This window comes from uncultured Croceicoccus sp. (genome assembly GCF_947496385.1).
Taxonomy (GTDB): Bacteria; Pseudomonadota; Alphaproteobacteria; order Sphingomonadales; family Sphingomonadaceae; genus Croceicoccus.
The window spans coordinates 31,722-53,852 of sequence record NZ_CANMCP010000012.1; the positions used below are offsets into that span (position 1 = coordinate 31,722).

22 protein-coding genes are annotated in these 22,131 nt (G+C 65.9%); 9 read left to right on the plus strand and 13 right to left on the minus strand.

Annotation, left to right across the window (positions count from 1 at the left end; genetic code table 11):
* The first annotated feature begins 7 nt into the window (after positions 1-7).
* A complete protein-coding gene (locus Q0897_RS14200) occupies positions 8-709 on the plus strand; it encodes an EI24 domain-containing protein (protein WP_299310053.1) in 702 nt (233 codons plus the stop codon).
* Between the two features lie 17 nt (positions 710-726).
* A complete protein-coding gene (locus Q0897_RS14205; RefSeq protein WP_202085756.1) occupies positions 727-1,149 on the plus strand; it encodes a hypothetical protein in 423 nt (140 codons plus the stop codon).
* A gap of 7 nt (positions 1,150-1,156) precedes the next feature.
* Here the strand turns inward: Q0897_RS14205 and Q0897_RS14210 are convergent, their stop codons facing one another.
* The 9 genes from Q0897_RS14210 to Q0897_RS14250 form a co-directional block, all read right to left on the minus strand.
* Complete coding sequence (locus tag Q0897_RS14210; protein WP_299310054.1) at positions 1,157-1,525, minus strand: iron-sulfur cluster assembly accessory protein; 369 nt, start codon at positions 1,523-1,525, stop codon at positions 1,157-1,159.
* Complete coding sequence (locus Q0897_RS14215; protein ID WP_299310055.1) at positions 1,525-2,034, minus strand: SUF system Fe-S cluster assembly protein; 510 nt, start codon at positions 2,032-2,034, stop codon at positions 1,525-1,527. Before Q0897_RS14215 ends, Q0897_RS14210 begins: the two co-directional genes overlap by 1 nt.
* Complete coding sequence (locus Q0897_RS14220; protein WP_299310056.1) at positions 2,034-3,248, minus strand: cysteine desulfurase; 1,215 nt, start codon at positions 3,246-3,248, stop codon at positions 2,034-2,036. Before Q0897_RS14220 ends, Q0897_RS14215 begins: the two co-directional genes overlap by 1 nt.
* Positions 3,245-4,012 carry a SufD family Fe-S cluster assembly protein gene (locus Q0897_RS14225; RefSeq protein ID WP_299310057.1) on the minus strand — a complete coding sequence of 256 codons (768 nt, stop codon included), beginning with the start codon at positions 4,010-4,012 and terminating at the stop codon, positions 3,245-3,247. The genes Q0897_RS14220 and Q0897_RS14225 overlap by 4 nt, the downstream gene beginning before the upstream one ends.
* Positions 4,012-4,755 (minus strand): Fe-S cluster assembly ATPase SufC, encoded by a 744-nt coding sequence (gene sufC / locus Q0897_RS14230; RefSeq protein ID WP_202085750.1) that lies wholly within the window; start codon positions 4,753-4,755, stop codon positions 4,012-4,014. Before sufC ends, Q0897_RS14225 begins: the two co-directional genes overlap by 1 nt.
* Before the next feature lie 14 nt (positions 4,756-4,769).
* Positions 4,770-5,318 carry a DUF559 domain-containing protein gene (locus Q0897_RS14235; RefSeq protein ID WP_299310058.1) on the minus strand — a complete coding sequence of 183 codons (549 nt, stop codon included), beginning with the start codon at positions 5,316-5,318 and terminating at the stop codon, positions 4,770-4,772.
* Positions 5,315-6,820, minus strand: coding sequence for a Fe-S cluster assembly protein SufB (gene sufB, locus Q0897_RS14240; protein ID WP_202087285.1), 1,506 nt, complete (start codon positions 6,818-6,820; stop codon positions 5,315-5,317). Before sufB ends, Q0897_RS14235 begins: the two co-directional genes overlap by 4 nt.
* Positions 6,821-6,828: 8 nt before the next feature.
* Positions 6,829-7,242 (minus strand): SUF system Fe-S cluster assembly regulator, encoded by a 414-nt coding sequence (locus Q0897_RS14245; RefSeq protein ID WP_239806793.1) that lies wholly within the window; start codon positions 7,240-7,242, stop codon positions 6,829-6,831.
* A 148-nt stretch (positions 7,243-7,390) separates the two neighbouring features.
* Positions 7,391-9,199: a DUF885 family protein gene (locus tag Q0897_RS14250; protein ID WP_299310059.1), complete on the minus strand. Its 1,809-nt coding sequence runs from the start codon at positions 9,197-9,199 to the stop codon at positions 7,391-7,393.
* Between the two features lie 127 nt (positions 9,200-9,326).
* Between Q0897_RS14250 and Q0897_RS14255 the strand changes: the two genes are divergently transcribed.
* The 3 genes from Q0897_RS14255 to Q0897_RS14265 all read left to right on the plus strand — a co-directional run bounded on the left by Q0897_RS14255 (position 9,327) and on the right by Q0897_RS14265 (position 14,051).
* The gene (locus Q0897_RS14255; protein WP_299310060.1) at positions 9,327-10,379 is read left to right on the plus strand and encodes a quinone-dependent dihydroorotate dehydrogenase; all 1,053 of its coding nucleotides are present in this window, start codon (positions 9,327-9,329) and stop codon (positions 10,377-10,379) included.
* An 11-nt stretch (positions 10,380-10,390) separates the two neighbouring features.
* Positions 10,391-12,118 carry a gamma-glutamyltransferase gene (gene ggt, locus Q0897_RS14260; RefSeq protein ID WP_299310061.1) on the plus strand — a complete coding sequence of 576 codons (1,728 nt, stop codon included), beginning with the start codon at positions 10,391-10,393 and terminating at the stop codon, positions 12,116-12,118.
* A 127-nt stretch (positions 12,119-12,245) separates the two neighbouring features.
* Positions 12,246-14,051 (plus strand): AMP-dependent synthetase/ligase, encoded by a 1,806-nt coding sequence (locus tag Q0897_RS14265; RefSeq protein ID WP_299310073.1) that lies wholly within the window; start codon positions 12,246-12,248, stop codon positions 14,049-14,051.
* Between the two features lie 12 nt (positions 14,052-14,063).
* On the opposite strand, the gene Q0897_RS14270 is transcribed toward Q0897_RS14265, so the two are convergent.
* From Q0897_RS14270 to Q0897_RS14280, 3 genes are all read right to left on the minus strand, one after another.
* Positions 14,064-14,609, minus strand: coding sequence for a hypothetical protein (locus Q0897_RS14270; protein ID WP_299310062.1), 546 nt, complete (start codon positions 14,607-14,609; stop codon positions 14,064-14,066).
* Between the two features lie 97 nt (positions 14,610-14,706).
* Complete coding sequence (thiS, locus tag Q0897_RS14275) at positions 14,707-15,705, minus strand: sulfur carrier protein ThiS (RefSeq protein ID WP_299310063.1); 999 nt, start codon at positions 15,703-15,705, stop codon at positions 14,707-14,709.
* A 65-nt stretch (positions 15,706-15,770) separates the two neighbouring features.
* The gene (locus Q0897_RS14280) at positions 15,771-16,151 is read right to left on the minus strand and encodes a MerC domain-containing protein (RefSeq protein WP_299310064.1); all 381 of its coding nucleotides are present in this window, start codon (positions 16,149-16,151) and stop codon (positions 15,771-15,773) included.
* Between the two features lie 78 nt (positions 16,152-16,229).
* On the opposite strand from Q0897_RS14280, the gene Q0897_RS14285 reads away from it, so the two are divergent.
* Together Q0897_RS14285 and Q0897_RS14290 are read left to right on the plus strand one after the other, a co-directional pair.
* Positions 16,230-17,321 carry a COX15/CtaA family protein gene (locus tag Q0897_RS14285; protein ID WP_299310065.1) on the plus strand — a complete coding sequence of 364 codons (1,092 nt, stop codon included), beginning with the start codon at positions 16,230-16,232 and terminating at the stop codon, positions 17,319-17,321.
* Between the two features lie 227 nt (positions 17,322-17,548).
* The gene (locus Q0897_RS14290) at positions 17,549-19,447 is read left to right on the plus strand and encodes a GGDEF domain-containing protein (protein WP_299310066.1); all 1,899 of its coding nucleotides are present in this window, start codon (positions 17,549-17,551) and stop codon (positions 19,445-19,447) included.
* Between the two features lie 21 nt (positions 19,448-19,468).
* Here the strand turns inward: Q0897_RS14290 and Q0897_RS14295 are convergent, their stop codons facing one another.
* Positions 19,469-19,756 (minus strand): UvrB/UvrC motif-containing protein, encoded by a 288-nt coding sequence (locus tag Q0897_RS14295; protein ID WP_299310067.1) that lies wholly within the window; start codon positions 19,754-19,756, stop codon positions 19,469-19,471.
* An 87-nt stretch (positions 19,757-19,843) separates the two neighbouring features.
* Here Q0897_RS14295 and Q0897_RS14300 point away from each other — a divergent pair, with 87 nt between their 5' ends.
* Positions 19,844-21,721 (plus strand): ABC-F family ATP-binding cassette domain-containing protein, encoded by a 1,878-nt coding sequence (locus tag Q0897_RS14300; RefSeq protein WP_299310068.1) that lies wholly within the window; start codon positions 19,844-19,846, stop codon positions 21,719-21,721.
* A gap of 1 nt (position 21,722) precedes the next feature.
* Positions 21,723-21,983, plus strand: a complete 261-nt coding sequence (locus Q0897_RS14305; protein WP_299310069.1) for a hypothetical protein — start codon at positions 21,723-21,725, stop codon at positions 21,981-21,983.
* Positions 21,984-22,131 lie beyond the last annotated feature (148 nt).

Here is a 22,131-nt window from a genome sequence, read left to right on the forward strand (position 1 = left end):
GTGCACCATGTCCATCGCCCGATCCGCGCCCGTGTCGATTCCCACCGCCTTCGCGCTGGCCTTTGCGCAGATCGCGCAGCGACGCGTGCTGGGTCTGCTGCTCAAAAGCATCGCGCTCGCGCTGGTGTTGAGCGTGGCGGTGGCGGCGGGATTTTCGGCGGCGCTGCTGTGGGGCGTCTCGGCGATCTTCGGCGCGGAATGGGCGACGGGCGGTGCGGGCACGGCGCTGGGCGTGGTGGCGAGTGTGCTCGGCGTGTGGCTTGCATGGCGGATCGTGGCGATGGCGGTGCTGCAATTCTATGCCGACGACGTGGTCGCCGCGGTGGAGGCGCGCCATTATCCCGCGCTCCGTCCGCGCGATGTGCCCTTGCGCGAACAGGCGCGGCAGGCCGCGCGCGGGGCGATGCGTGCGCTGATCGCCAATCTGATCGCGCTGCCCATTGCGCTGGCCCTGCTGTTCACAGGGGTGGGGACGGCGATCGTGTTCGCGGTGGTCAATGCATGGCTGCTGGGGCGGGAACTGCGCGACATGGTCTGGCTGCGCCATGCAACCGACCTGCGCGATGCCCCGCTTGGGCCGCTTAGCCGTTTCCTGCTCGGGCTTGCGGTGGTAGGGCTGCTGGCCGTGCCATTGCTGAACTTGCTGGCGCCATTTCTGGGCGCGGCGGCGGCCACGCATATGGTGCACCGTGCCGCCGCGCGACCTTGATTCTGGATGACATTTGAATGCTGAAACAATCCGTTGCCGCTGCCGTGCTCGCGTCCCTGCTGGCCGGGTGCGCCGTGCCCGCGTCGCAGGCACCCGTCGGGCGCCGCGATGGCGTGCCGTCATCGACACCCCTGCCGCAACGTCCCGATGTGCCGACATCGACCGCATTTCGCGCGCCGCGGGTGATGAACCTGCCGGGGCTCGAAGGGGTGATCGGCGCCGATGCCGGGCGGCTGGTGCAGCAATTCGGCACGCCGCGGCTCGACGTGTGGGAAGACGACGCGCGCAAGCTGCAATTCACGGGCAGCGCCTGCACGCTCGACATCTATCTCTATCCCGCGACCCCGCGGGCGCAGGAACGCGCGACCTATGTCGATGCCCGGCGCAGCGACGGGCGCGAGGTGGACCGGGCCGCCTGCGTGCGCGCACTGCGCCGGTAATTCCGGCTCAGACGGTAAAGCTTTCCCCGCACCCGCACGCGCCGGTGGCATTCGGATTGTCGAAGGTGAAGCCCGCCTGGAAATCGTCTTCCTTCCAGTCCATCACGCTCCCCACGAGATAGAGCACGCTCGCCCCGTCGATCCAGAACGTCCCGCCCGGCGTTTCGATGCGTTCGTCCATCGCGGCTTCCTCGGTCACGTAATCGACCGAGTAGGCCAGCCCCGAACACCCGCGCCGCGGCGTCGACAGCTTCACCCCGATGGCATCGTCGGGTGCGCGCGCCATGAGGTCGGCAATGCGCTGCTCCGCCGCCGGGGTGAGGGTGACGGCCGCGGGGCGTTCGCGCGCCGGGGCGCGTGTCTTGGTCTCGGTCATCACAGCATCCCCAGTTCGAGTTTGGCTTCATCGCTCATCTTGCCCGGATCCCATGGCGGATCCCAGACGAGGTTCACCTCCGCATCGCCGACACCGGGCACGGCGCCGACGCGTAACTCAACCTCGCCCGGCATCGATTCGGCGACCGGGCAATGCGGCGTCGTCAATGTCATCTGCACCGTGGCATGGCCGCCCTGTGTGACCTCAACGCCGTAGATCAGGCCGAGATCGTAGATATTCACCGGGATTTCCGGATCGTAGATTTCCTTGAGCGCGGCGATGATCGCCTCGTACAATTCGCCGCCGGGTTCGCCGTCGCCCTGCGCCTGCGGCTTTTCCTTCAGGAAACCTTCGAGATAATCCTTTTTGCGGCCCAGCTTCTGCGCATCGGTTTCGGGCGCGTCATCGGCCACGTCCTGCACCCGGGCGCGGGGCGGGGGGGCGACATCGCCCACGGTTTCGTTGGGCGGGGGCGCGATGATGCGGTCGTTGTTGTCGGTGTCGTTCATCAGCCGAAAATCCTCTGCGTACGTTCGATGCCGCGGATCAGCGCGGCGATGTCGGCCTCGTCGCTATACAGGCCGAAACTGGCGCGGGCCGTCGCGGCCACGCCCAGATGATCCATCAAGGGCTGTGCACAATGGTGCCCGGCCCGGATCGCGACATTCTCTTCGTCCAATATGGTGCCCAGATCGTGCGGGTGAATACCCTCGATCTCGAAACTGACGATGCCGGCGCTGTCCTCCGGCCCGAACAGGCGGACCGAATTGATGCGGCTCAGCTCGGCGCGGGCCTTCGCCACCATCATGTCCTCGTGCCGCGCGATCACGTCGCGGCCAATACCCTCGACATAATCGATCGCGGCGGTCAGGGCGATGGCCTCGGTAATGGCGGGCGTGCCAGCCTCGAAGCGCTGCGGCGCGTCGGCCCAGGTGGTTTTTGCAAAGCTCACCCGGTCGATCATCGCGCCGCCGCCCTGCCACGGCGGCATGGCGGCGAGGATGTCGCCCCGCGCCCACAACGCGCCGATCCCGGTCGGCCCGTAGAGCTTGTGCCCCGAAAACACGTAAAAATCGCAATCCAGTGCGGCGACATCCACCGCCATGCGCGGCGCCGACTGACACCCGTCGAGCAGCAGTTTTGCCCCGACGCCATGCGCCAGATCGGCGGCGCGACCTGCGTCCAGCTTCGAGCCAAGCACGTTCGACACATGAGCAAACGCGACAAGCTTGTGCCGTTCGCTCAACATCTCCGCCGCGGCGTCGAGGTCGATGGCGCCATCCGCGGTCAACGGACACACGTCGATTTCCACGCCCACCCGTTCGCGCAACATCTGCCACGGCACGATATTCGAATGATGTTCGAGCGTGGAGAGCAGGATGCGGTCCCCCGCCTTCAGATTGGCGAGGCCCCATGTCTGCGCCACGAGATTGATCGCCTCGGTCGCGCCGCGGGTAAAGACGATCTCGTCCTCGTGCCCGCCGATGAATTCGGCGACCCGCCGCCGCGCCGTTTCATAGCCCAGCGTCATGTTCGCGCTGCGCCCGTATACGCCGCGATGGACGGTGGCGTAATCGCGGCCCAGCGCATTCGCCATCGCGTCGATCACCACCTGCGGCTTCTGCGACGTGGCGGCGGTGTCGAGATAATGCCAAGCATCGCCCGTTTCGGTGACGAGGCCGGGAAAATCACCCTTGCGGCTCATGGTCGCGGTATCGGTCATAATTTGCGGTCCAGCACGGCGAGCGCCCTTTCGAGCAGTTCCTCCTGCCGCGCCTCGTCCTCCAGCGCCAGAAACGCATCGGCGACGAACGCGCGGATCTGCAACTTGCGCGCCAGTTCGGGCGGAAGCCCGCGCGCCGCCATGTAGAACGCGGCGGTCTGATCCAGCGCGCCGATCGCCGCGCCATGCGCGCATTTCACATCGTCGGCATAGATTTCGAGCTGCGGCTTCGCATTGGCTGACGCCCCTTTTTCAAGGAGGATCGCCTTGAAATCCTGCGCCGCGTCGGTTTTCTGCGCTTCCTTCACCACGTCGATGCGGCCGAGGAAATTGCCGACGGCCTTGCCCCAATGCACGGCCCGGACGACCTGGTTGCTGGTCGCGTCCGGCTCGTCATGGGCGATGCGGGTGACGAATTCGCGCGTGGCATCGCCGCCGCCGATGGTGACGCCGCCAAATTCGAAATGCGCACCCTTCGCGCAGCGCACGACGACCTCCATCCGCGAATAGGGCGCGCCTGTGTTCACGGCAAAGATCGCGGCCGTCGCCCCTTCGCCGATATTGACGCGCAGGCGGGTAAGGTCCGGCCCGTCCGCCGCGTCGAGCACGAAAGTCTCGCACATGCTTTCGCCCGCCGGCACGTCGATGTCGCGCCAGTTTTCGAATATGTCCTTGCTCATCCCCTTGAGCGTGTCGAGCGCGCCATAGCGCCATTCCTCGTCACGCCGGGTCGGCAAATGATCCATGACGATGTCGTCTGTCATTACGCGGCCACCGCTTCGTAGCCTTCGCTCTCGAGCTGGCTCGCCAGTTCCGGCCCGCCCGTTTTCACGATCGCACCCTTGGCGAGCACGTGAACGTAATCGGGCTTCACGTAATCGAGCAGGCGCTGATAATGGGTGATGAGCAGCACGCCCTTGCCGCTTTCGCGCATGATCGCGTTGATCCCGTCGCCCACCACGCGCAGCGCATCGATGTCGAGGCCGGAATCGGTTTCGTCCAGCACGGCGAATTTCGGGTCGAGAATGCCCATCTGCACCATCTCGGCGCGCTTCTTCTCGCCGCCGGAAAAGCCGACGTTCACCGCCCGCTTCATCATCTCCATGTCCATTTTGAGAAGGCCGGCCTTCTCCTTCGCCAGCTTCAGGAATTCGCCGCCCGAAAGCGGATCCTGCCCGCGCGCCTTGCGCTGCGCATTGGCGGCCTCGCGCAGGAATTGCACGTTGGAGACGCCGGGAATCTCGACCGGATATTGAAAGCCGAGGAACAGCCCCGCCGCCGCGCGTTCATGCGGTTCGAGTTCGAGGAGGTCCTGACCATCGAACGTCACCGAGCCGCCGGTCACCTCGTAACCCGGACGGCCGCCCAGCACGTAGGAAAGCGTCGATTTGCCCGCGCCATTGGGGCCCATGATGGCGTGGATCTCGCCCGCGCCGATTTCGAGGCTCAGGCCCTTGAGGATTTCGGTTCCGCCGACTTCGGCGCGAAGGTTTTCGATTTTCAGCATGGGTTTGGTCTTTCTCAACGTCGGTCGGTCGCGCCGGTGCGGTACGGGCCGCGGTCATCGGGGCGCGTGCGGTGATCGGGGCGGGAGCGCGCAATCGTGGAGCGCGGCTTGGTACGCCGTGCGCGCCAGCGTTCCTTCATCGCGGCGAGGATTTCGGCCAGCACCGCGTCGATATCCTCGGCAATGGCATCCTCGGAAAAGCGCATGAGGTGGATGCCCACCTCTTCCAGCGATTTGTCGCGGCGGCGCGCGATTGCCGAGGCGCCATCGGCCTCGCTCTCCACCTGAATCGCGAGGCCGAGCGGCTGACACGCGAAATCGACGATGGCGGAGCCGATGACGACCTGCCGGCGGAAGCGATATTTGCCGAGGTCCGCCTTTACGAAGCGGTCCCACAGCGCGGTCTGCGCCTCGGTCGGGTGGCGGCGCAATTCGCGCGCCCGGTCGTGCAGCGTGTCGAGCCGCGTCTCCGAAATGGCCCAGCCGCGCCCCTTGCGGTTGAGCGTGGGCGCCGCGTCGTCATCGCCGCGCTCGCGGATCTGAAGGGTCTTGCGCTCCGTCACCCGACGCTCCCCTCGAGGCTGATGGCGAGCAGTTTCTGTGCCTCGACCGCGAATTCCATCGGCAATTGCTTCATCACTTCCTTGGCGAATCCGTTGACGATCAGGGCCACGGCTTCCTCGGTTTCGAGGCCGCGCTGCTGCGCGTAGAACAGCTGATCGTCGGAAATCTTGCTCGTGGTGGCCTCGTGCTCGACCTGCGCACCGGGGTTCTTCACCTCGATATAGGGGACGGTGTGCGCCCCGCACTCATTGCCGAGCAGCAGCGAATCGCACTGCGTGAAATTGCGCACGTTGTCGGCATTCGGCCCCACGCGGACGAGGCCGCGATAGGTGTTGTTCGACTTGCCCGCGCTGATCCCCTTGGAAATGATGGTGGATCGGCTGTTCTTGCCATTGTGGATCATCTTGGTGCCGGTGTCGGCCTGTTGATGATTGTTGGTCACCGCGACGGAGTAGAATTCGCCGACGCTGTTTTCGCCGTTCAGGACGCAGGACGGGTATTTCCACGTCACCGCGCTCCCGGTTTCGACCTGCGTCCACGACACTTTCGAATTGCGACCCTGGCACAGGGCGCGCTTCGTCACGAAATTATAGATGCCGCCCTTGCCGTCGGCATCGCCGGGGTACCAGTTCTGCACCGTGGAATATTTGATTTCCGCATCGTCCATCGCGATCAGCTCGACGACGGCGGCGTGCAGCTGATTTTCATCGCGCATCGGCGCGGTGCACCCTTCGAGATAGCTCACATAGCTGCCTTCGTCGGCGACAATCAGCGTGCGTTCGAACTGTCCCGTATTCTCGGCATTGATGCGGAAATAGGTCGACAGCTCCATCGGGCACCTGACTCCCTTGGGGATGTAGACGAAGGTGCCGTCGGAAAAGACCGCGCAATTGAGCGTCGCGAAATAATTGTCGTGCATCGGCACGACCTTGCCGAGGTGCTTCTTCACCAGATCCGGAAATTCGCGCACGGCTTCGGAGATGGAGCGGAAGATCACGCCCGCCTCCTCCAGCTCCTTGCGGAAGGTGGTGGCCACCGATACCGAATCGAACACAGCGTCCACCGCAACCTTGCGCGCGCCTTCGACCCCGGCGAGTACTTCCTGCTCCGCGATCGGGATGCCGAGCTTTTCATAGACGCGCAGGATTTCCGGATCGACCTCGTCGAGCGATCCGATCTTCTCCTTCGCCTTGGGCTCGGCGTAATAATACGCATCCTGGTAATCGATGGGATCGACCTCCAGCTTGGCCCAGTCCGGCGGCGTCATGGTCAGCCAGTGGCGATACGCCTTCAGCCGCCATTCCAGCATCCATTCCGGCTCCTTCTTCTTGGCCGAGATGAAGCGGACGGTATCCTCCGACAGGCCCTTTGGCGCGAATTCCTGCTCGATGTCCGAGTGGAACCCATGCTCGTAGGTTTCGAGCGACTTGGCCGCGGCCTTTGCGGCCTGGTCCATGTCGGCCCGGCTTTTTTCCTGCGGTGCCTTGGTCTGCTGATTCATGGTGTCGGTCATGCCGCCACTTCCTCCTGCGCGAGTTGCGCCAATGTGATCTGTTCCAGTGCGCCGCGAATGGCGCGATTGACCTGCGGCCAGTGGGGACGCGCGCCGCATGTGCCCTCGATCGCGCAATCGCCCGTATCGGTGGCACATGTGGTCATGGCGATAGGGCCCTCGATCGCCTCCACGATATCGGCGAGCGTGATCGCCGCCGCCGGACGGGCCAGCCGGAACCCGCCGCCCGATCCGCGCACGGAATTGAGAAGGCCCGCCTGTCCCAGGCGGCTGACGAGCTTTTGCACGGTGGGGGCGGGCAGGCCGGTTTCCGCCGCGATTTCCGCCGCATTGGTGCGCGTGCCCCCGCAATGCAGCGCGGCGGCCCGCATCGCCACGACGGCGTAATCTGCCATGCTGGAAAGGCGCATATCCTGCCTTTGGTCCTTTGCGTGCCCATACCGCCCCGCCTAATCGGAGCGATTCGTTCCGATTAGGCATTTGGGAGCGGCAGGGTCACAAATCAACCATAGACCGACAGATGCGAGCGGTTCTTAACTGGCGGAATAGCGCGGGTTGTCAGGCGCCCTGTTGCGCCGCGATCCACGCATCGACGTTTTCTTCCATCACCGAAAGCGGGACCGGCCCGCTCGCCAGGATGGTATCGTGAAAGCCGCGCCAGTCGAACCGGTCGCCAAGCGCCGCCTGCGCCCGGTCGCGCACCTCCATGATCTTCAGCTTGCCGATCATGTAGGCCGTCGCCTGTCCCGGATAGACGATGTAGCGTTCGATCGCCTTTTCGATATCGCCGTCGGGATTGGGCGTGTTTTCCGAAAGATAGGCGATGGCCTCCTCCCGGCTCCAGCGTTTGGAATGGATGCCGGTGTCCACCACCAGCCGCGCCGCACGCCACAATTCCATGCCGAGCCGCCCGAAATCGGAATAGGGATCCTGGTAAAACCCCATGTCCTTGCCCAGCTCCTCGGAATAGAGGCCCCACCCTTCGGTATAGGCGGTGAAGCGGCCGAAGCGGCGGAACGCGGGAAGATCGTCCAGCCCTGTCTGAATCGACAATTGCAGGTGATGGCCGGGCAGACCCTCGTGAAAGGCGAGCGCCTCCAGCTCGTTCTTGCTCATGTCCTCCAGCCGGTAGAGGTTCACGTAATAGGTGCCGGGGCGCGACCCGTCGGGCGCGGGGCTGGAATAGAACGCCTTGCCCGCCGATTGTTCGCGAAATGCCTCCACCGGCTTCACCACCAGCGGGTCGGTCGGCAGCATGCCGAAATATTGCGGCAGGGCGGCCTCCATCCGGTCGAGCTTCTGCGACACGTCGGCAAGATAAGCCTCCCGCGTGTCGTAGTAGAACCGCGGATCGGTGCGGGTGAATTCGAAGAACTCCCGCAGATCGCCTTCGAAGCCGACCTCGGTCATGATGGCGCGCATCTCGTCATGGATGCGGTCGACCTCGCGCAGGCCGATATTGTGGATCTGCTCCGCCGTGAGGTCGGTGGTGGTGTAATCCTTCAACCGCGCGGCGTAATATTCGTCGCCTTCCGGAAAGCGCCAGACGCCGTCGTCGGTGCCGGCCATCGCCATCTGCCGCTCCATCTCGGTGCGCAGGCGGCGGTAGGACGGCGCGGCGCTATCCCGCCATGCGGCGATGGCGGCTGCGTTCAATTCCGCCTCCCGCGCGTCGGACAGGTCGAGCGCGGCAACTTTCTCGCGGAAATCCTCGATAATCGCCTGATCGCTGTAATCGGTTCCGGTTTCGAGGAGGTTGTCGATGTCGGAAATGACATAGGGATAGACCCAGCGCGGCGGCATGATCCCGTCCTGCGCACGCGCGGCGGACCGCGCGATCAGCGTGTCCATGACTGGCCCGATGCCTTCGATGCGGGAGATATAGGCGAGGGCGTGGTCCTCGTTCTCGACCACGTGCTGATTGATGAGGAACGCGGGAAAGCTGCTCTGCGCGCCGTTCATCTGGTCGAAGATATAGCCATAGTCGCGATAGGGGAAAAGCGCGGCGGAATTGCGCGCCTGAATGGCGAACAATTCGTAGGACAGCGCGTCTTCCTCGCTCAGATTGGCGGGGTCGTAATTCGCCGCGATCCGTTGCGCCGTTTGTTGGAGCAGGCGTTCGTCGGCGATTTCTGCCGCGTCGGTGCCGGGGCTCCATTCGCCATAGCTTTCGTCGCGAATGCCGCGATAGGTGCGCGATTCGGGCGACAGGGCGAGCTGCGCCTCGTCGAAGGCTTCGAACTCGGCATTGAGCGCGGCACCCTGCTCGCTCTCGGCCATGGGATAGGTTGGCACCTCCGGCGTTTCGACCGTGGCGCAACCGGCCAGTGAGGCACTGGCCAGAAGCATCGGGATAAGGGCTTTCATCTGTCGTTCTCCGCAGGATAGGAAATGCGTTTCCGCCCTTTTGTCGCAAATGCAACGATAAGGCCAGCCGCCGCCGTCCCCATCGGCATATCGACAGCCGCGCATCGGTTGCATAGAGGCAGGCGCCATGATCTATCCCGTCGTTCGTCCGCTGATCTTCCGTCTCGATGCAGAGCGCGCCCATGGTGTCGCGCTGCGGGCGTTGAAGACGATGCCGTCCGCCCTCCTCGCCAGCCCGCCACTGCCGCAGGCCAGCCTCGCGAGCGAGGTTGCCGGGCTGCGCTTTCCCAATCCGGTCGGCATGGCCGCGGGCTTCGACAAGAACGGTGAGGTGCCGGACGCGCTGCTGCGCTGCGGCTTCGGCTTTGCCGAGCTGGGGTCGGTGACGCCGCGCCCGCAGGCCGGCAATCCCAGGCCGCGCATGTTCCGGCTGGCAAAGGACAGGGCCGTCATCAACCGGCTGGGCTTCAACAATGAAGGGGCCGATGCGGTGGCGGTGCGCATGCGGCGCCGTGCCCGCATCGATGGCGCGCGCGACGGCATCGTGGGCATCAATATCGGCGCGAACAAGGACAGCGTGGACCGCATCGACGATTACGCGCGCATGACGCGCACGATGGCGCCCTACGCCTCCTATCTCGCCGTCAACATCAGCAGCCCGAACACGCCGGGCCTGCGCGCGCTTCAGGACGAGGGCGCGCTCACCGAACTGCTCGACGCGGTGAACGAGGCGCGGGGCGCGATCCGCGTGCCGGTGTTCCTGAAAGTGGCGCCCGATCTCGAGCCTGCGGACATCGACGCGATCGCGCGCATCGCGGCGGACAAGGGGCTGGGCGCGCTCATGGTGTCGAACACCACCGTGGCGCGCCCGCCGCTGGCCTCCCGCCACGCGGACGAGGCGGGCGGGCTTTCGGGCGCGCCACTGCGGGAGATGGCGCTGCTGCGGCTGCGCGATTTCCGCAAGGCGACGGGCGGCACGATCCCGCTTATCGGAATCGGCGGGATTTTCACGGCGGAGGACGCATGGGAGCGGATCCGCGCGGGCGCCAGCCTGGTGCAGCTTTACAGCGCGATGGTCTATGAAGGGCCGGGCATCGCGGCGAAGATCACGCGGCGCCTGCCCGAACTGATGCGGCGCGATGGTTTTTCCACGATTGCGGAGGCGGTGGGAAGCGAATAGCACTCGATTCCATGCTTCGCTTCAGAACCGCTTCGCTCCTTGCCCCGCTGATGCTCGCGATCACCGGCGGCTGCGCAACCCTGCCCATGAACGAGGGGGGAGGGCGCGACGCAGCCGTTCAACCCGCGCCGCAGCAGGGGATGGTCAGCGCCGCCGATCCCCGCGCGGCACAGGCCGGGGCCGAGATCCTGCGGCAGGGGGGCAATGCCACCGATGCCGCGATCGCGGTTCTGCTCGCGCTCAATGTCGTCGAGCCGCAGAGCAGCGGCATCGGCGGGGGCGGTTTCCTCGTCCTGCGCGACGACGGGGCGCTGACCACCTATGACGGGCGTGAAACCGCGCCCGCGGCGGCGACCGGCGACTGGTTCATGCGCGACGGGCGGCCCATCCCCTTTGCTGAGGCGCGGCCCGGCGGGCTTTCCACCGGGGTTCCCGGCAATGTCGCGATGATGGCGCTGGCCCATGCCGAACATGGACGGCTGCCGTGGCGCGCGTTGTTCGGGCCGGCCATCCGGCTTGCGCGCGATGGCTTCACCGTGACGCAGCGGCTGCACGATACGCTGGCGAGCGCACCCGACATCGCCGGGTTGAGCCCGGAGGGGCGTGCGCTGTTCTTTGGCCCGGACGGCGCGCCGGTGCCGGTCGGCACCACCTTGCGCAACCCGGAATTTGCGCGGTTCCTCACCCGCTTGGCGGACGAAGGGGCGGCCGCGTTCTTTACCGGCGACAATGCGCGCGCCATCGTCGCGGCGGTCCGCACCGCGCCGCGCAATCCCGCGCCGATGACGCTGGCCGATATGGCGGGTTATCGCGCGGTGGAACGGCCCGCCGTGTGCGGCGATTACCGCGCCTACGCGATTTGCGGCATGGGACCGCCCTCGTCCGGGGCGACGACGGTCTATGCCATCGTGAAGCAGCTTGAAGATTTCGACATGGCGTCGCTGGGCGCGGAGGATCCGCAAAGCTGGCACCTGATCGCCGATTCCATGCGGCTCGCCTATGCCGACAGGGGCGCGTATCTTGCCGATGGCGATGTCGTGTCGGTTCCGGTTCGCGGATTGATGGACGAGGATTACCTCGCCGGGCGCGGCGCGATGCTGTCCGCGACCGCGGCGCTCGACATGGCGGAACCGGGCACGCCGCCGGGATCGGTTGCGATTGGGCCCGCCGGCATGCACGGGACCGAGCATGGAACATCGCATTTCGTGGTCGTCGACGGCGAAGGGGGCGTCGCCAGCCTCACCTCCACGGTGGAAAGCGCGTTCGGATCGGGCCTCTTCGTCAACGGCTATTTCCTCAATAACGAGCTGACCGATTTCAGCTTCGTGCCGGTGGAGAACGGCATGCCCGTCGCCAACGCGGTCGGGCCGGGCAAGCGCCCGCGCAGTTCGATGTCGCCGAGCATCGTGATGGATCCCAATGGCGATTTCCGGCTCGCCATCGGGGCGGCGGGCGGATCGACGATCATCGCGCAGACGGCAAAGACGATCATCGCGGTGATCGACTGGAACATGGATGTCGCGGATGCGATCGCGCTCCCGGTGATTTACGCGCCGGGCGATACGGTGCTCCTGGAGGAGGGGACGGCGCTTGTGGACATGGCACAGGCGCTGACTGCGATGGGGCATGAGGTGCGCGTGTGGCAGGGCCGCTTCAAGGCCAACGGGATCGAGCGTGTCGACGGTATCCTGCGCGGCGGGGCCGATCCGCGCAGCGAAGGGGCGGTCGTCGCCGAATAGGCACGGATGCAGCGGACGCAAGACGTGCGCAAGCTTGTGCGGACGGGCGCGGCGACCTAGATCCCCCGATCAAGAGAGGAGATACCGGCCAATGGCAAGGACCCGTTCGAACGAGGGGCCGTACGCGATGACCTTGTCCGAGATCGAAAACGCGACGAATCTCGTGGCGATGTTCCTGTCGCGCGCCGACCGGATGGGCGATGCGCCGTTCCTCGTGGCGAGGAAGGACGGCGACTGGCGCCCGATATCCTGGGCGGAGGCGGCGCGCCGGGTCTGCCTCATGGCGGAAGGATTGCGGCGGATCGGGCTCGAAAAAGGGGACCGGGTGCTGCTCGTCGGGGAAAACCGGCCCGCGTGGTGCATCGCCGACCTCGCCATCATGGCCGCCGGGCTGGTCACCGTGCCCGCCTATACTACCAACACCACGGCGGATCATCTCCACGTGCTCGAAAATTCGGGCGCTCGGGCCGCGGTGGTCTCCAATTCGAAGCTCGCGGCGACCCTGCTCCCCGCCATGCTCAACAGCGATTGCGCCGAACATCTCGTCTCCATCGACCCGCTGCGGCAGGAACAGGCGGGGCAGGTGCGCTTTCACCGCTGCCCCGACCTTTACGAAGGGGATGCCGCCGCCGCCCGCGCCGCGGTCGATGCGCGCATCGCCGGCGTCACGCGCGAAGACCTCGCCTGCATCATCTATACCAGCGGCACCGGCGGCGCGCCGCGCGGCGTGCGGCAGCATCACGGCGCCATCCTGCACAATTGCGCGGGGGCGGCGCGGATCATCGCGCAGGATTTCGGATGGGAGCACGAACGCTTCCTGTCGTTCCTGCCGCTTTCGCACGCGTATGAACACACGGGCGGACAATATCTGCCGATCTGCCTCGGCGCGGAAATCTACTATGCCGAGGGGCTGGACAGGCTGTCGGCCAATATCGAGGAGACGTCACCGACGATCATGGTCGTCGTGCCGCGCCTGTTCGAAGTGATGCGGACGAAGATCCTGCGCCAGATGAAGGGGCAGGGGAAGGTGGCGAACACGCTGCTGTCGCGTGCGGTCGCGCTGGCGCAGCGGCAATCGGAAGAGCGCACCCGCCCCCTCCTCGACCCGATCGAGGACACGGTGCTCGACCGCAGCCTTCGGCCCAAGATCCGGGCGAAATTCGGCGGGCGGATCAAGGCGATGGTGTCGGGCGGGGCCCCGCTCAGCCCCGATATCGGCTATTTCTTCACCGGGCTCGGCCTGCCGCTGATGCAGGGATACGGACAGACGGAGGCTGGCCCGGTCATCAGCTGCAACCGGCCGGCGGCGGGGCTGCGGATGGATACGGTCGGTCCGCCGCTGCACGGGGTGGAGGTACGGATCGCGGACGACGGCGAAATCCTCGTGCGCGGGGAACTGGTCATGCACGGCTATTGGCGCAATGCATCGGAAACGGCGAAGGCGTTGCAGGACGGCTGGCTCCACACCGGCGACATCGGCCATCTCGATGCGAAGGGCCGGATCGTCATCACCGATCGCAAGAAGGACATGATCGTCAACGACAAGGGCGACAATATCGCACCGCAGCGGGTGGAGGGGATGCTCACCCTCGAACCCGAAATCGCGCAGGCGATGGTCACCGGCGATCGCAAACCCTATGTCGTCGCGCTCATCGTGCCCGATGCGGAATGGGCCGCGGAATGGGGCCGCGCGCACGATCGGGACGGGGAATGGCGCGAATGGACCGAGGATGCGGCGTTCAGGGCCGCGATCCGCGATGCGCTGGACCGGGTGAACGCCCATCTTTCGGTGATCGAACGGGTGCGCGGATTTGCCTTTGCCGACGAGGCGTTTTCGATCGAGAACGAGGAAATGACCCCGTCGCTCAAGATCCGGCGGCACAAGATCCGCGACCGTTACGGCAGCCGGACCGACGCGCTCTACCGCGGGTAAGCGGCGGCGCCCTCAGTGCGCAGGGGGCTGCGGTACGAGCGCCTTGTCCGCGACGAAGGTCGGCACGAATTGCGGACGCCGCGACGACCAGCCGGATGCGGTCGCGTCGTCCTCGCTTATGGATTTGAGCAATCGGGCACGGCGTTCGGGCGCCAGTTTCGGCATCGCCGCCACCGCGCAGAACGACGCGGGCAGCCACAGCCTGACATCGGGGCCGAGCATCCTTTCATACAGGAAGCGATAGGCATCGAATTTGGAGATGCAGCCCTCGCACAGGTCGAACACCGTCAACCGGACGAGGCGCCCGAAGAACAGGTCGACATTCTGATCGACATGGGTCGGGATTGCGCCGCGCAGTTCGGCGATGTCCTTGTAGGCCATGACCTGCTGCCGGATGGAGACGGCCTCCCGGCTCGTGCGGGCATAGCGTTCGTAGGGATCGTGCCGTTCGAACGCGATGTCGAGGCTGCGCCGGATATAGCGTTGCTCTGCCGGATCGAACGCGGCAAACACGCGCATCTCGGCGATAAGCTGCTCTCCTGTGCTGTCCTGACCCATCACGATACACCCCTTTCGCGTCCAAGCGGAAAGGAAGATCGCGCGGTTTGGTTAAACTTTCGTAAACACCGCGCCGGCAGGGATCAGACCCGCAGCGTCAGATCAAGCCCGAGAGCGGGCTGGACGGATCGGCATATTTGCGCGTCGCCATGCGCCCGGCGCGATAGGCGGCGCGTCCCGCCTCCACCCCCCGCCGCATGGCCTGCGCCATGAGCACGGGGTTCTTCGCCTCGGCAATGGCGGTGTTCATCAACACCCCGTCGCAGCCAAGCTCCATCGCGACCGCGGCATCCGACGCGGTGCCGACGCCCGCATCGACGAGAACGGGCACGTTCGCCCCCTCCACGATGAGGCGGATGGTCACGCGGTTCTGAATGCCGAGGCCCGAACCGATCGGCGCGCCCAGCGGCATGATCGCGACGGCGCCCGCTTCCTCAAGCTGCTTCGCCGCGATGGGATCGTCGGTGCAATAGACCATCGGCTTGAACCCTTCGGACACCAGCGTTTCGGTCGCTTTCAAGGTCTCGCGCATGTCGGGATAAAGCGTCTTCGCCTCGCCCAGCACCTCCAGCTTCACAAGGTCCCAACCGCCGGCCTCCCGTGCGAGCCGCAGCGTGCGCACCGCTTCCTCGGCATTGAAGCAGCCTGCGGTATTCGGAAGATAGGTCACCTTTTTCGGGTCGATGAAATCGGTGAGCATCGGCGCCTTGGGGTCCGTCACATTGACGCGGCGCACGGCGACAGTGACGATCTCGGCGCCCGAAGCTTCGAGCGCGGCGGCGTTCTGCGCAAAATCCTTGTACTTGCCGGTGCCGACGATCAGGCGGGAGGTGAAGCGGCGCCCGGCCACTTCCCAGCTATCGTCATCGTCATGGTCCCCGCCGCCGACGAAATGCACGATTTCGAGCGTATCGCCGTCGGACAGCGCCACATCGGCGAGCCTGGAGCGCGGCACGATCTCGCCATTGCGCTCCACCGCGATCTTCGTCGGATCGAGCTCCAGTTGACGGGCGAGGTCGGCGACGGTCGCGCCGCCGGGTGCATGCATGCGGTCGCCATTGACCTGGATTGCGATTGTGTCGGTGGTTTGGGTCATGCGCACGACATAGCGCGCGATGGCCGCTCTGCAAGGCGCGACATGGATCGCGGGGCGCAATCGCCTCAGATCGTGCAGCGGTGGAGCCGCAGGTTCCACACATGCGCCGCCGCCACGAGCGTTACCCCGCTAATGGTCAGGACCGCCTCGACCGGCCCGTGCGGTCCCGCGATCGCGCCGGCCATCAGGGCGACACCCGCCCCGCCGAGAACGAGCGGCCCGCGCCGGCCCGAGCGCAGCGCGGCCAGGCCGATCGTCGCCCCGCCAATGAGCAGCGCGAGAACCAGGCCGAACTTGTGAATATCCGGCGACAGCAGCGCGTGCCCGCCGATCCCGACCGCCCCGACGAGGAGGATCGACGCCACGCAATGCACCGCGCACAGGCCGGAGAGGCCAATGCCAAATCGGTCGAGGCTGAGCCGGCCAAGGAAACGGGGACGCTGCATGGCTCCTAGGTATGATACATTATCACATTGCGCAACCCGCTCTTGCGATTTTTCCGATTTGGTCGCAGGGGCGCACGCATGGCTGTGCAATATTCAATGCCCGAAGGCAGCTTGCCCGTCGGTCCGGCGCGTCCGCTTTCCATTGCGCGCTGGCTCATGGTCGTCGCCGTGCTCGTCGTGGCGATGGTCATCGTGGGCGGTATCACCCGCCTCACCGAATCGGGGCTTTCCATTACCGAGTGGAAACCCGTCACCGGCGCACTTCCCCCGATGAACCAGGCGCAGTGGGAGGCCGAGTTCGCCGCCTATCGTCGCATTCCCGAATATGTGCAGGTGAACGGCCCGGCGGGCATGACGCTGGCACAGTACAAGTTCATCTATTTCTGGGAATGGGCGCATCGTTTGCTCGGCCGGGTGATCGGCCTCGCCTTTGCGCTGCCGCTTGCGTTCTACTGGATCCGCGGGATGATTCCCGGCGGGTACAAACCGCGCCTCCTCGCGCTGCTCGCGCTTGGCGGGTTGCAGGGGGCGTTCGGCTGGCTGATGGTGCGTTCGGGCGTGGGGCCGGACGCGCTGGCCGATGCACGCACCGATGTCAGCCATTACTGGCTTTCGATTCACCTGATGACTGCGCTCTTCACGCTGGGCGGGCTGGTGTGGACGGCGCTCGATCTCCGGCTGAATGCGCGCGGGGTGCCGCCGGCCCGGTTGCGGGGCTTCGCGGTGTTCGTGCTCCTCGTGCTCGCCATTCAGCTTCTGTACGGGGCGTGGATGGCCGGGCTCAATGCGGGCTATGTCGCCCGGGACTGGCCCTTGATGCAGGGCGCGCTGTTTCCCGCCGGGATCGACTGGTCACAGGGCGTGCTCCATGCGTTGAGCGCGGATCCTTTCCTCGTGCATTTCATCCATCGGTGGTGGGCGTGGGCGGCGGTCGCGGCGCTGATGGTTCTGGCGCGGCGGATCAAGGTGCGGTCGCGCGGGGCATCGGTGGCGATCCATGCTGCTTTCGGGACGCAGATCCTGCTCGGCATCGCGACGGTGATGAGCGCGCTGGCGCTCTGGATCGCGGTCGCGCATCAGGCGGTCGGCGCGCTGCTGGTGATGGCGACGGTGTGGGGCGCGCATGTTCTTGGCGCCCGCGACCGCATGCCGGGAAGCGTGCTCAAATAATCAGGGGGGATCGCCGTTTCGGTTCGTGGCTGCACCGCGAACCGCCCGATCCTGCGAAGTAAAACACGGCCCATTCAAAGTGTTCGAGGCCCGTAATAACAGGGCTTGCTTGAAATACTGCCATCCCGCGACTAGCGTCCCTCTCGGGGGTGTCGGGGCGGTCGACCTTCGCATGGTTTACGAAGGTCTTGCGCCGCCCGGACGAAATAGTGATCGGGGACGCAGTCATGAAATCGCCGTGGGGACGGGCGTTTCATAGGGGGCACGGGATTTTGGACGGGTTCGGCCCGCGCGCCGGTGCGCCTGCACTCGACGATGCGGCGCCGGATGGTTGCGCGATCCGCTGGCGCCTGCGCGCGATGCTGTCGCTTGTGGCGGGGGGAACAATCGTCATGCTCGCGCTACTCGTCGTCCTCCGCCCCCAGGTCGCCCATGCCCGCACCTTGCATCTCTCCGATTTCTGTTATGCGGTCACCGCCCTGTCCACCGATGATCCGCCGGGGCCCGATGCCTACGATTGCGCCGGGCCGCCGGAGGAATACAACACGCGAAGCCTGTGGCTGCGGCTGAAGCGCACAGGCGCCGAGGATGCCGATGCCGAGGCGGTTCTCATCATCGGAAATACGCGGTTCGAACGCATGGAGGTCCGCTTTGTCGGGGTGACGGGAAAGGTGGCCCGCTACGCCGTTGCGGTCGGCGATTTTTCCGAACACTGGCGCCCCGGTTCCAAGATCGCGTTTTCGGACCATGCGTTGAATGCGCCGCTGGAATCCATCGTCCTCAGGGTCGACCGGCTTTCCGACGTGCAGTTCCTGCGCATGAACATCACGCATGACGACGAGGCCGCGCTTCAGTTCGCGGCCCTTGCGGCGACGATCGGGGCGGGGCTGACGCTGCTGTTGATCGGTGCGCTTTACAATGCCGGCCTTGCCGTCGCGATGCGGTCGGGAAGTGCGGCGTGGCAGGGGGCCTGGGCGGCATGCGTGCTGGTCTGGGGGCTGATCTGGTCGCAGATGATCCTTGCCTTCGTGCCCGGACTTGCCGGAAGGACCTCGGCACAGATTGCGACGTTTCTGGCCTGTCTGGCGATATTCCTCGCCACGGCCAGCGTGGTGAGCGCGATCCGCGAGGCGAGGGTGCCGCGCGCCTTGCGCCGGATCACGGCGGGGACGGGGGCGCTCATCGGTCTATCCGGCATACCGCTTGCGCTCATGAGGACAGGCCCGCTGCATCTTCTGGCGAATATTGTCGGGATTCTCGTTCTTGGCGTGCTGGTGCTGTGCGCGGCGTGCATCGTGGTGGCGTGGCGGCGCGGGCATGCCCCTGCGATCTCGCTGGGCCGGGCGTGGGCGGTGCCGATGCTCGCGCTCGGCAGTGTGCAGGTGTTCGATACGCAGGGCATGTTCTGGGGCGGCGGATCGCAGGTCATCGTGCTTTATGCCGCGGCGTGGCAGACCCTCTGGCTCGCCATATCGACGACCGCGAAATACGCGCATCTGCGCAACGAACGCGATCGTGCGCGCAGTGCGGAGGCCATCGCCTATCGCATGGCGCGGCAGGATGCGCTGACCGGGCTGGGCAATCGGCTGCACTTCATCGAAGCGGCAGAAGCGATGTTCGGCGCCGGTGCCGGCGTGTCGCCGGTGGCGCTTTTGCTCATCGATGTTGACCGGTTCAAGGCGATCAATGACGGGTTCGGGCACGATGTCGGCGACGAGGTGCTGCGGTGCATCGCCGATACGCTCCGCCGCACATCGCCCGCAGGTTTTCCGGTCGCGCGGATGGGCGGGGAAGAGTTCGTGATCCTGACCCACGGGTTGGCGGGCGGTCCGCTTGCGGCCTTTGCGGAGCGGGTGCGGGCGGCGGTGGCGGAATGCCGGCACGATGTGCTCGGCGACGGATCGCGGCGCATTACCGTGAGTATAGGCGTCGCCGAAACGCGTGGGCAGACCGCGTATGACACGCTTTACCGCATGGCGGATCAGGCGCTCTATGCCGCGAAGGAGGCGGGGCGGAACCGGGTGAATATCGCCGCGGTGCCGAATAGCCCGGCGATGGCGCGTCCGCTTGCGCCAGAGCCCGATACCGCACGGCCTGCCTCTCGCGTCGGCGCCCCGACGCCGTGAGCTAGGGCACGCCCCTTGATTTCAGGGTTCTTCGCGGCGGCGCCTGTTTCGTCCGCGCGTCATGGGGTCGGGCTTTTTCGGGCGCGTCCATCCCGCCGGCGGCTCGACCGTCTGGCGCCCGGTGCCAAGCCCCATGCGGCCAGGCTGTTGCCGGGTCAGTCCGCTCGTATCCGCATCCGCCGCGCCGTCGGCATCGGCGCCGAGCCTCAGCAGGTTGATACGGTCGCGCAGCCGCCGCGCCTCTTCGAAATCCATCGCCGCGGCGGCGTCTTCCATGGCTTTGCGCAGGTTTTCGATCGTATCGTCCATGATCGTGCAACGCAGGCGGTGCCGGTTTATATCCCCGCTCGCCCTGCGTCCTTTGCAGCGGGGCGGGTTTGCGGCTAGGCGGCGGGCATGTTGAACATCAAGGATATCACCGTCCGCCTCGGCGGCCGTTCCATTCTCGACGGCGCGAGTGCCAGCCTTCCACCGCGTGGCCGGGTCGGGCTCGTGGGGCGCAACGGGGCGGGCAAATCGACGCTGGTGCGCGTCATCGCCGACATGCTGGAGCCGGACGGCGGCAGCGTCGAGATGCCGAAGGGCAGCCGCATCGGCTATATCGCGCAGGAGGCGCCCGCCGGGCAAGCGACCCCGTTCGATACGGTGCTGGCCGCCGATACCGAACGCGCGGCGTTGATGGAGGAGAGCGAAAGCTGCACCGAGCCGGTCCGGCTCGCCGAGGTGCATGAACGCCTGCTCGCCATCGATGCCTATTCCGCGCCGGCACGCGCGTCGCGCATCCTCGTGGGCCTGGGGTTCGACGAGGCGGCGCAGCATCGCCCGCTCGACAGTTTCTCGGGCGGGTGGCGGATGCGCGTGGCGTTGGCCTCGCTGCTGTTTTCGGCGCCGGACCTGCTTTTGCTCGACGAGCCGTCGAACCATCTCGATCTGGAGGCGGTGTTGTGGCTGGAGGATTTTCTCAAATCCTATCCGGCGACGATCTTGCTGGTGAGCCACGAACGCGATTTTCTCAACAATGTGGTCGATCATATCCTGCATCTGAGCGGGGGGCGGCTCACGATCTATCCCGGCGGCTATGACGCGTTCGAGCGTCAGCGCGCCGAACGGCAGGCGCAACTCGCCTCCGCCAAGGCGAAGCAGGAGAGCGAGCGCAAGAAGCTGCAGGATTACGTCGCGCGCAATTCGGCGCGTGCGTCGACCGCAAAGCAGGCGCAATCGCGGGCCAAGGCGCTCGCCCGGATGCAGCCGATTGCGGAGCTGATCGACGATCCCTCGCTGAGCTTCGATTTTCCCAGCCCCGACGAATTGCGCCCGCCGCTCGTCACGCTGGACGAGGCGAGCGTGGGGTATGACGGCAATCCGGTGCTGCGCCGGCTCGACCTGCGGCTGGACGAGAATGAGCGGATGGCGCTGCTCGGCCGCAACGGCAATGGCAAGACGACGCTGGCGCGCCTGCTCGCCGGGCAGCTCGACCCGATCGACGGGGCGATGAATGCCTCGCCCAAAATGCGGGTCGGCTATTTCACGCAGTATCAGGTCGAGGAACTCGACCGCGGCGATACTCCGCTTCAGCATATGAGCAGGCTGGTGAAGGATGCGAAACCGGCGCAGGTGCGGGCGCAGCTTGGCCGGTTCGGCTTTTCCGGGCCCAAGGCGGAAACGGAGGTCGGGCGCCTGTCGGGCGGGGAGCGGGCGCGGTTGGCGCTTGCGCTGATCACGCGGGAGGCGCCGCATATGCTGATCCTCGACGAGCCGACGAACCACCTCGACGTCGACGCGCGCGAGGCATTGACTCAGGCGCTCAACGCCTATTCCGGGGCGGTCGTCATCGTCAGCCACGATCGCCACATGCTGGAGATGACGGCGGACCGGCTCGTTCTCGTCGATTCGGGCACGGCGAAGGATTTCGACGGCTCGATCGACGACTACATCGCGTTCGTCCTCGCGAAGGACCCCGGTGAGGGGGTGAAGGGCGATGCGGCCAACGCGAACAACCGCAAGGAGCAACGCCGCGCCAATGCCGAGGCACGCGAAAAGAGCCAGGCGCTCAGGAAGGCAGCGCGCAAGGCGGAAAAGGACATGGAAACCCATGCCGCCGCGATTCGCCTCCACGACCAGGCGATGTTCGACCCGGGCTCGGCACAGGGCGCGCTGGCGAAGATGACGATGACGGAGCTCATGAAGCGCCGCGCCGAGTTGCAGGACAAGCTCGACGAAGCCGAGGCGCTCTGGCTCGAGGCGAGTGAAACGCTCGAAGCTGGGGGCGTGTAGGATGGACCTCGACGACCAGCTGCAGCGCTATTTCGCCACGCGTGACCCGGAACAGATCAGCCCGGGCGCGCTCTCGGCGGGGCTCGACCGGATGGCAGTCGACCTTGGCATGGAGGAGGACGCGGGGCGGCGTTTCGCGCTCTGGTCACTGATGTTGATGCTTGGGCGGGCACCGTCCATCGATTCGACATTCGAGAGTGCCGACGAGCGGGTAGCGGCACGAAACATGGCCGCGATTATGGAGGGAGAGGCGGAGCGTTAACCAGATTAGCGACGCAAAGCCGCCATTTTCCGGCCAAATCGTAAAAAAATCGCCATGAACGCCATAAAATTGTAATCCATGTGTTGACCGAATCGAGAGTGCCCCATATATGCCCTCTCACCGGACGGCGAGACGCTCTCTAGCGGGG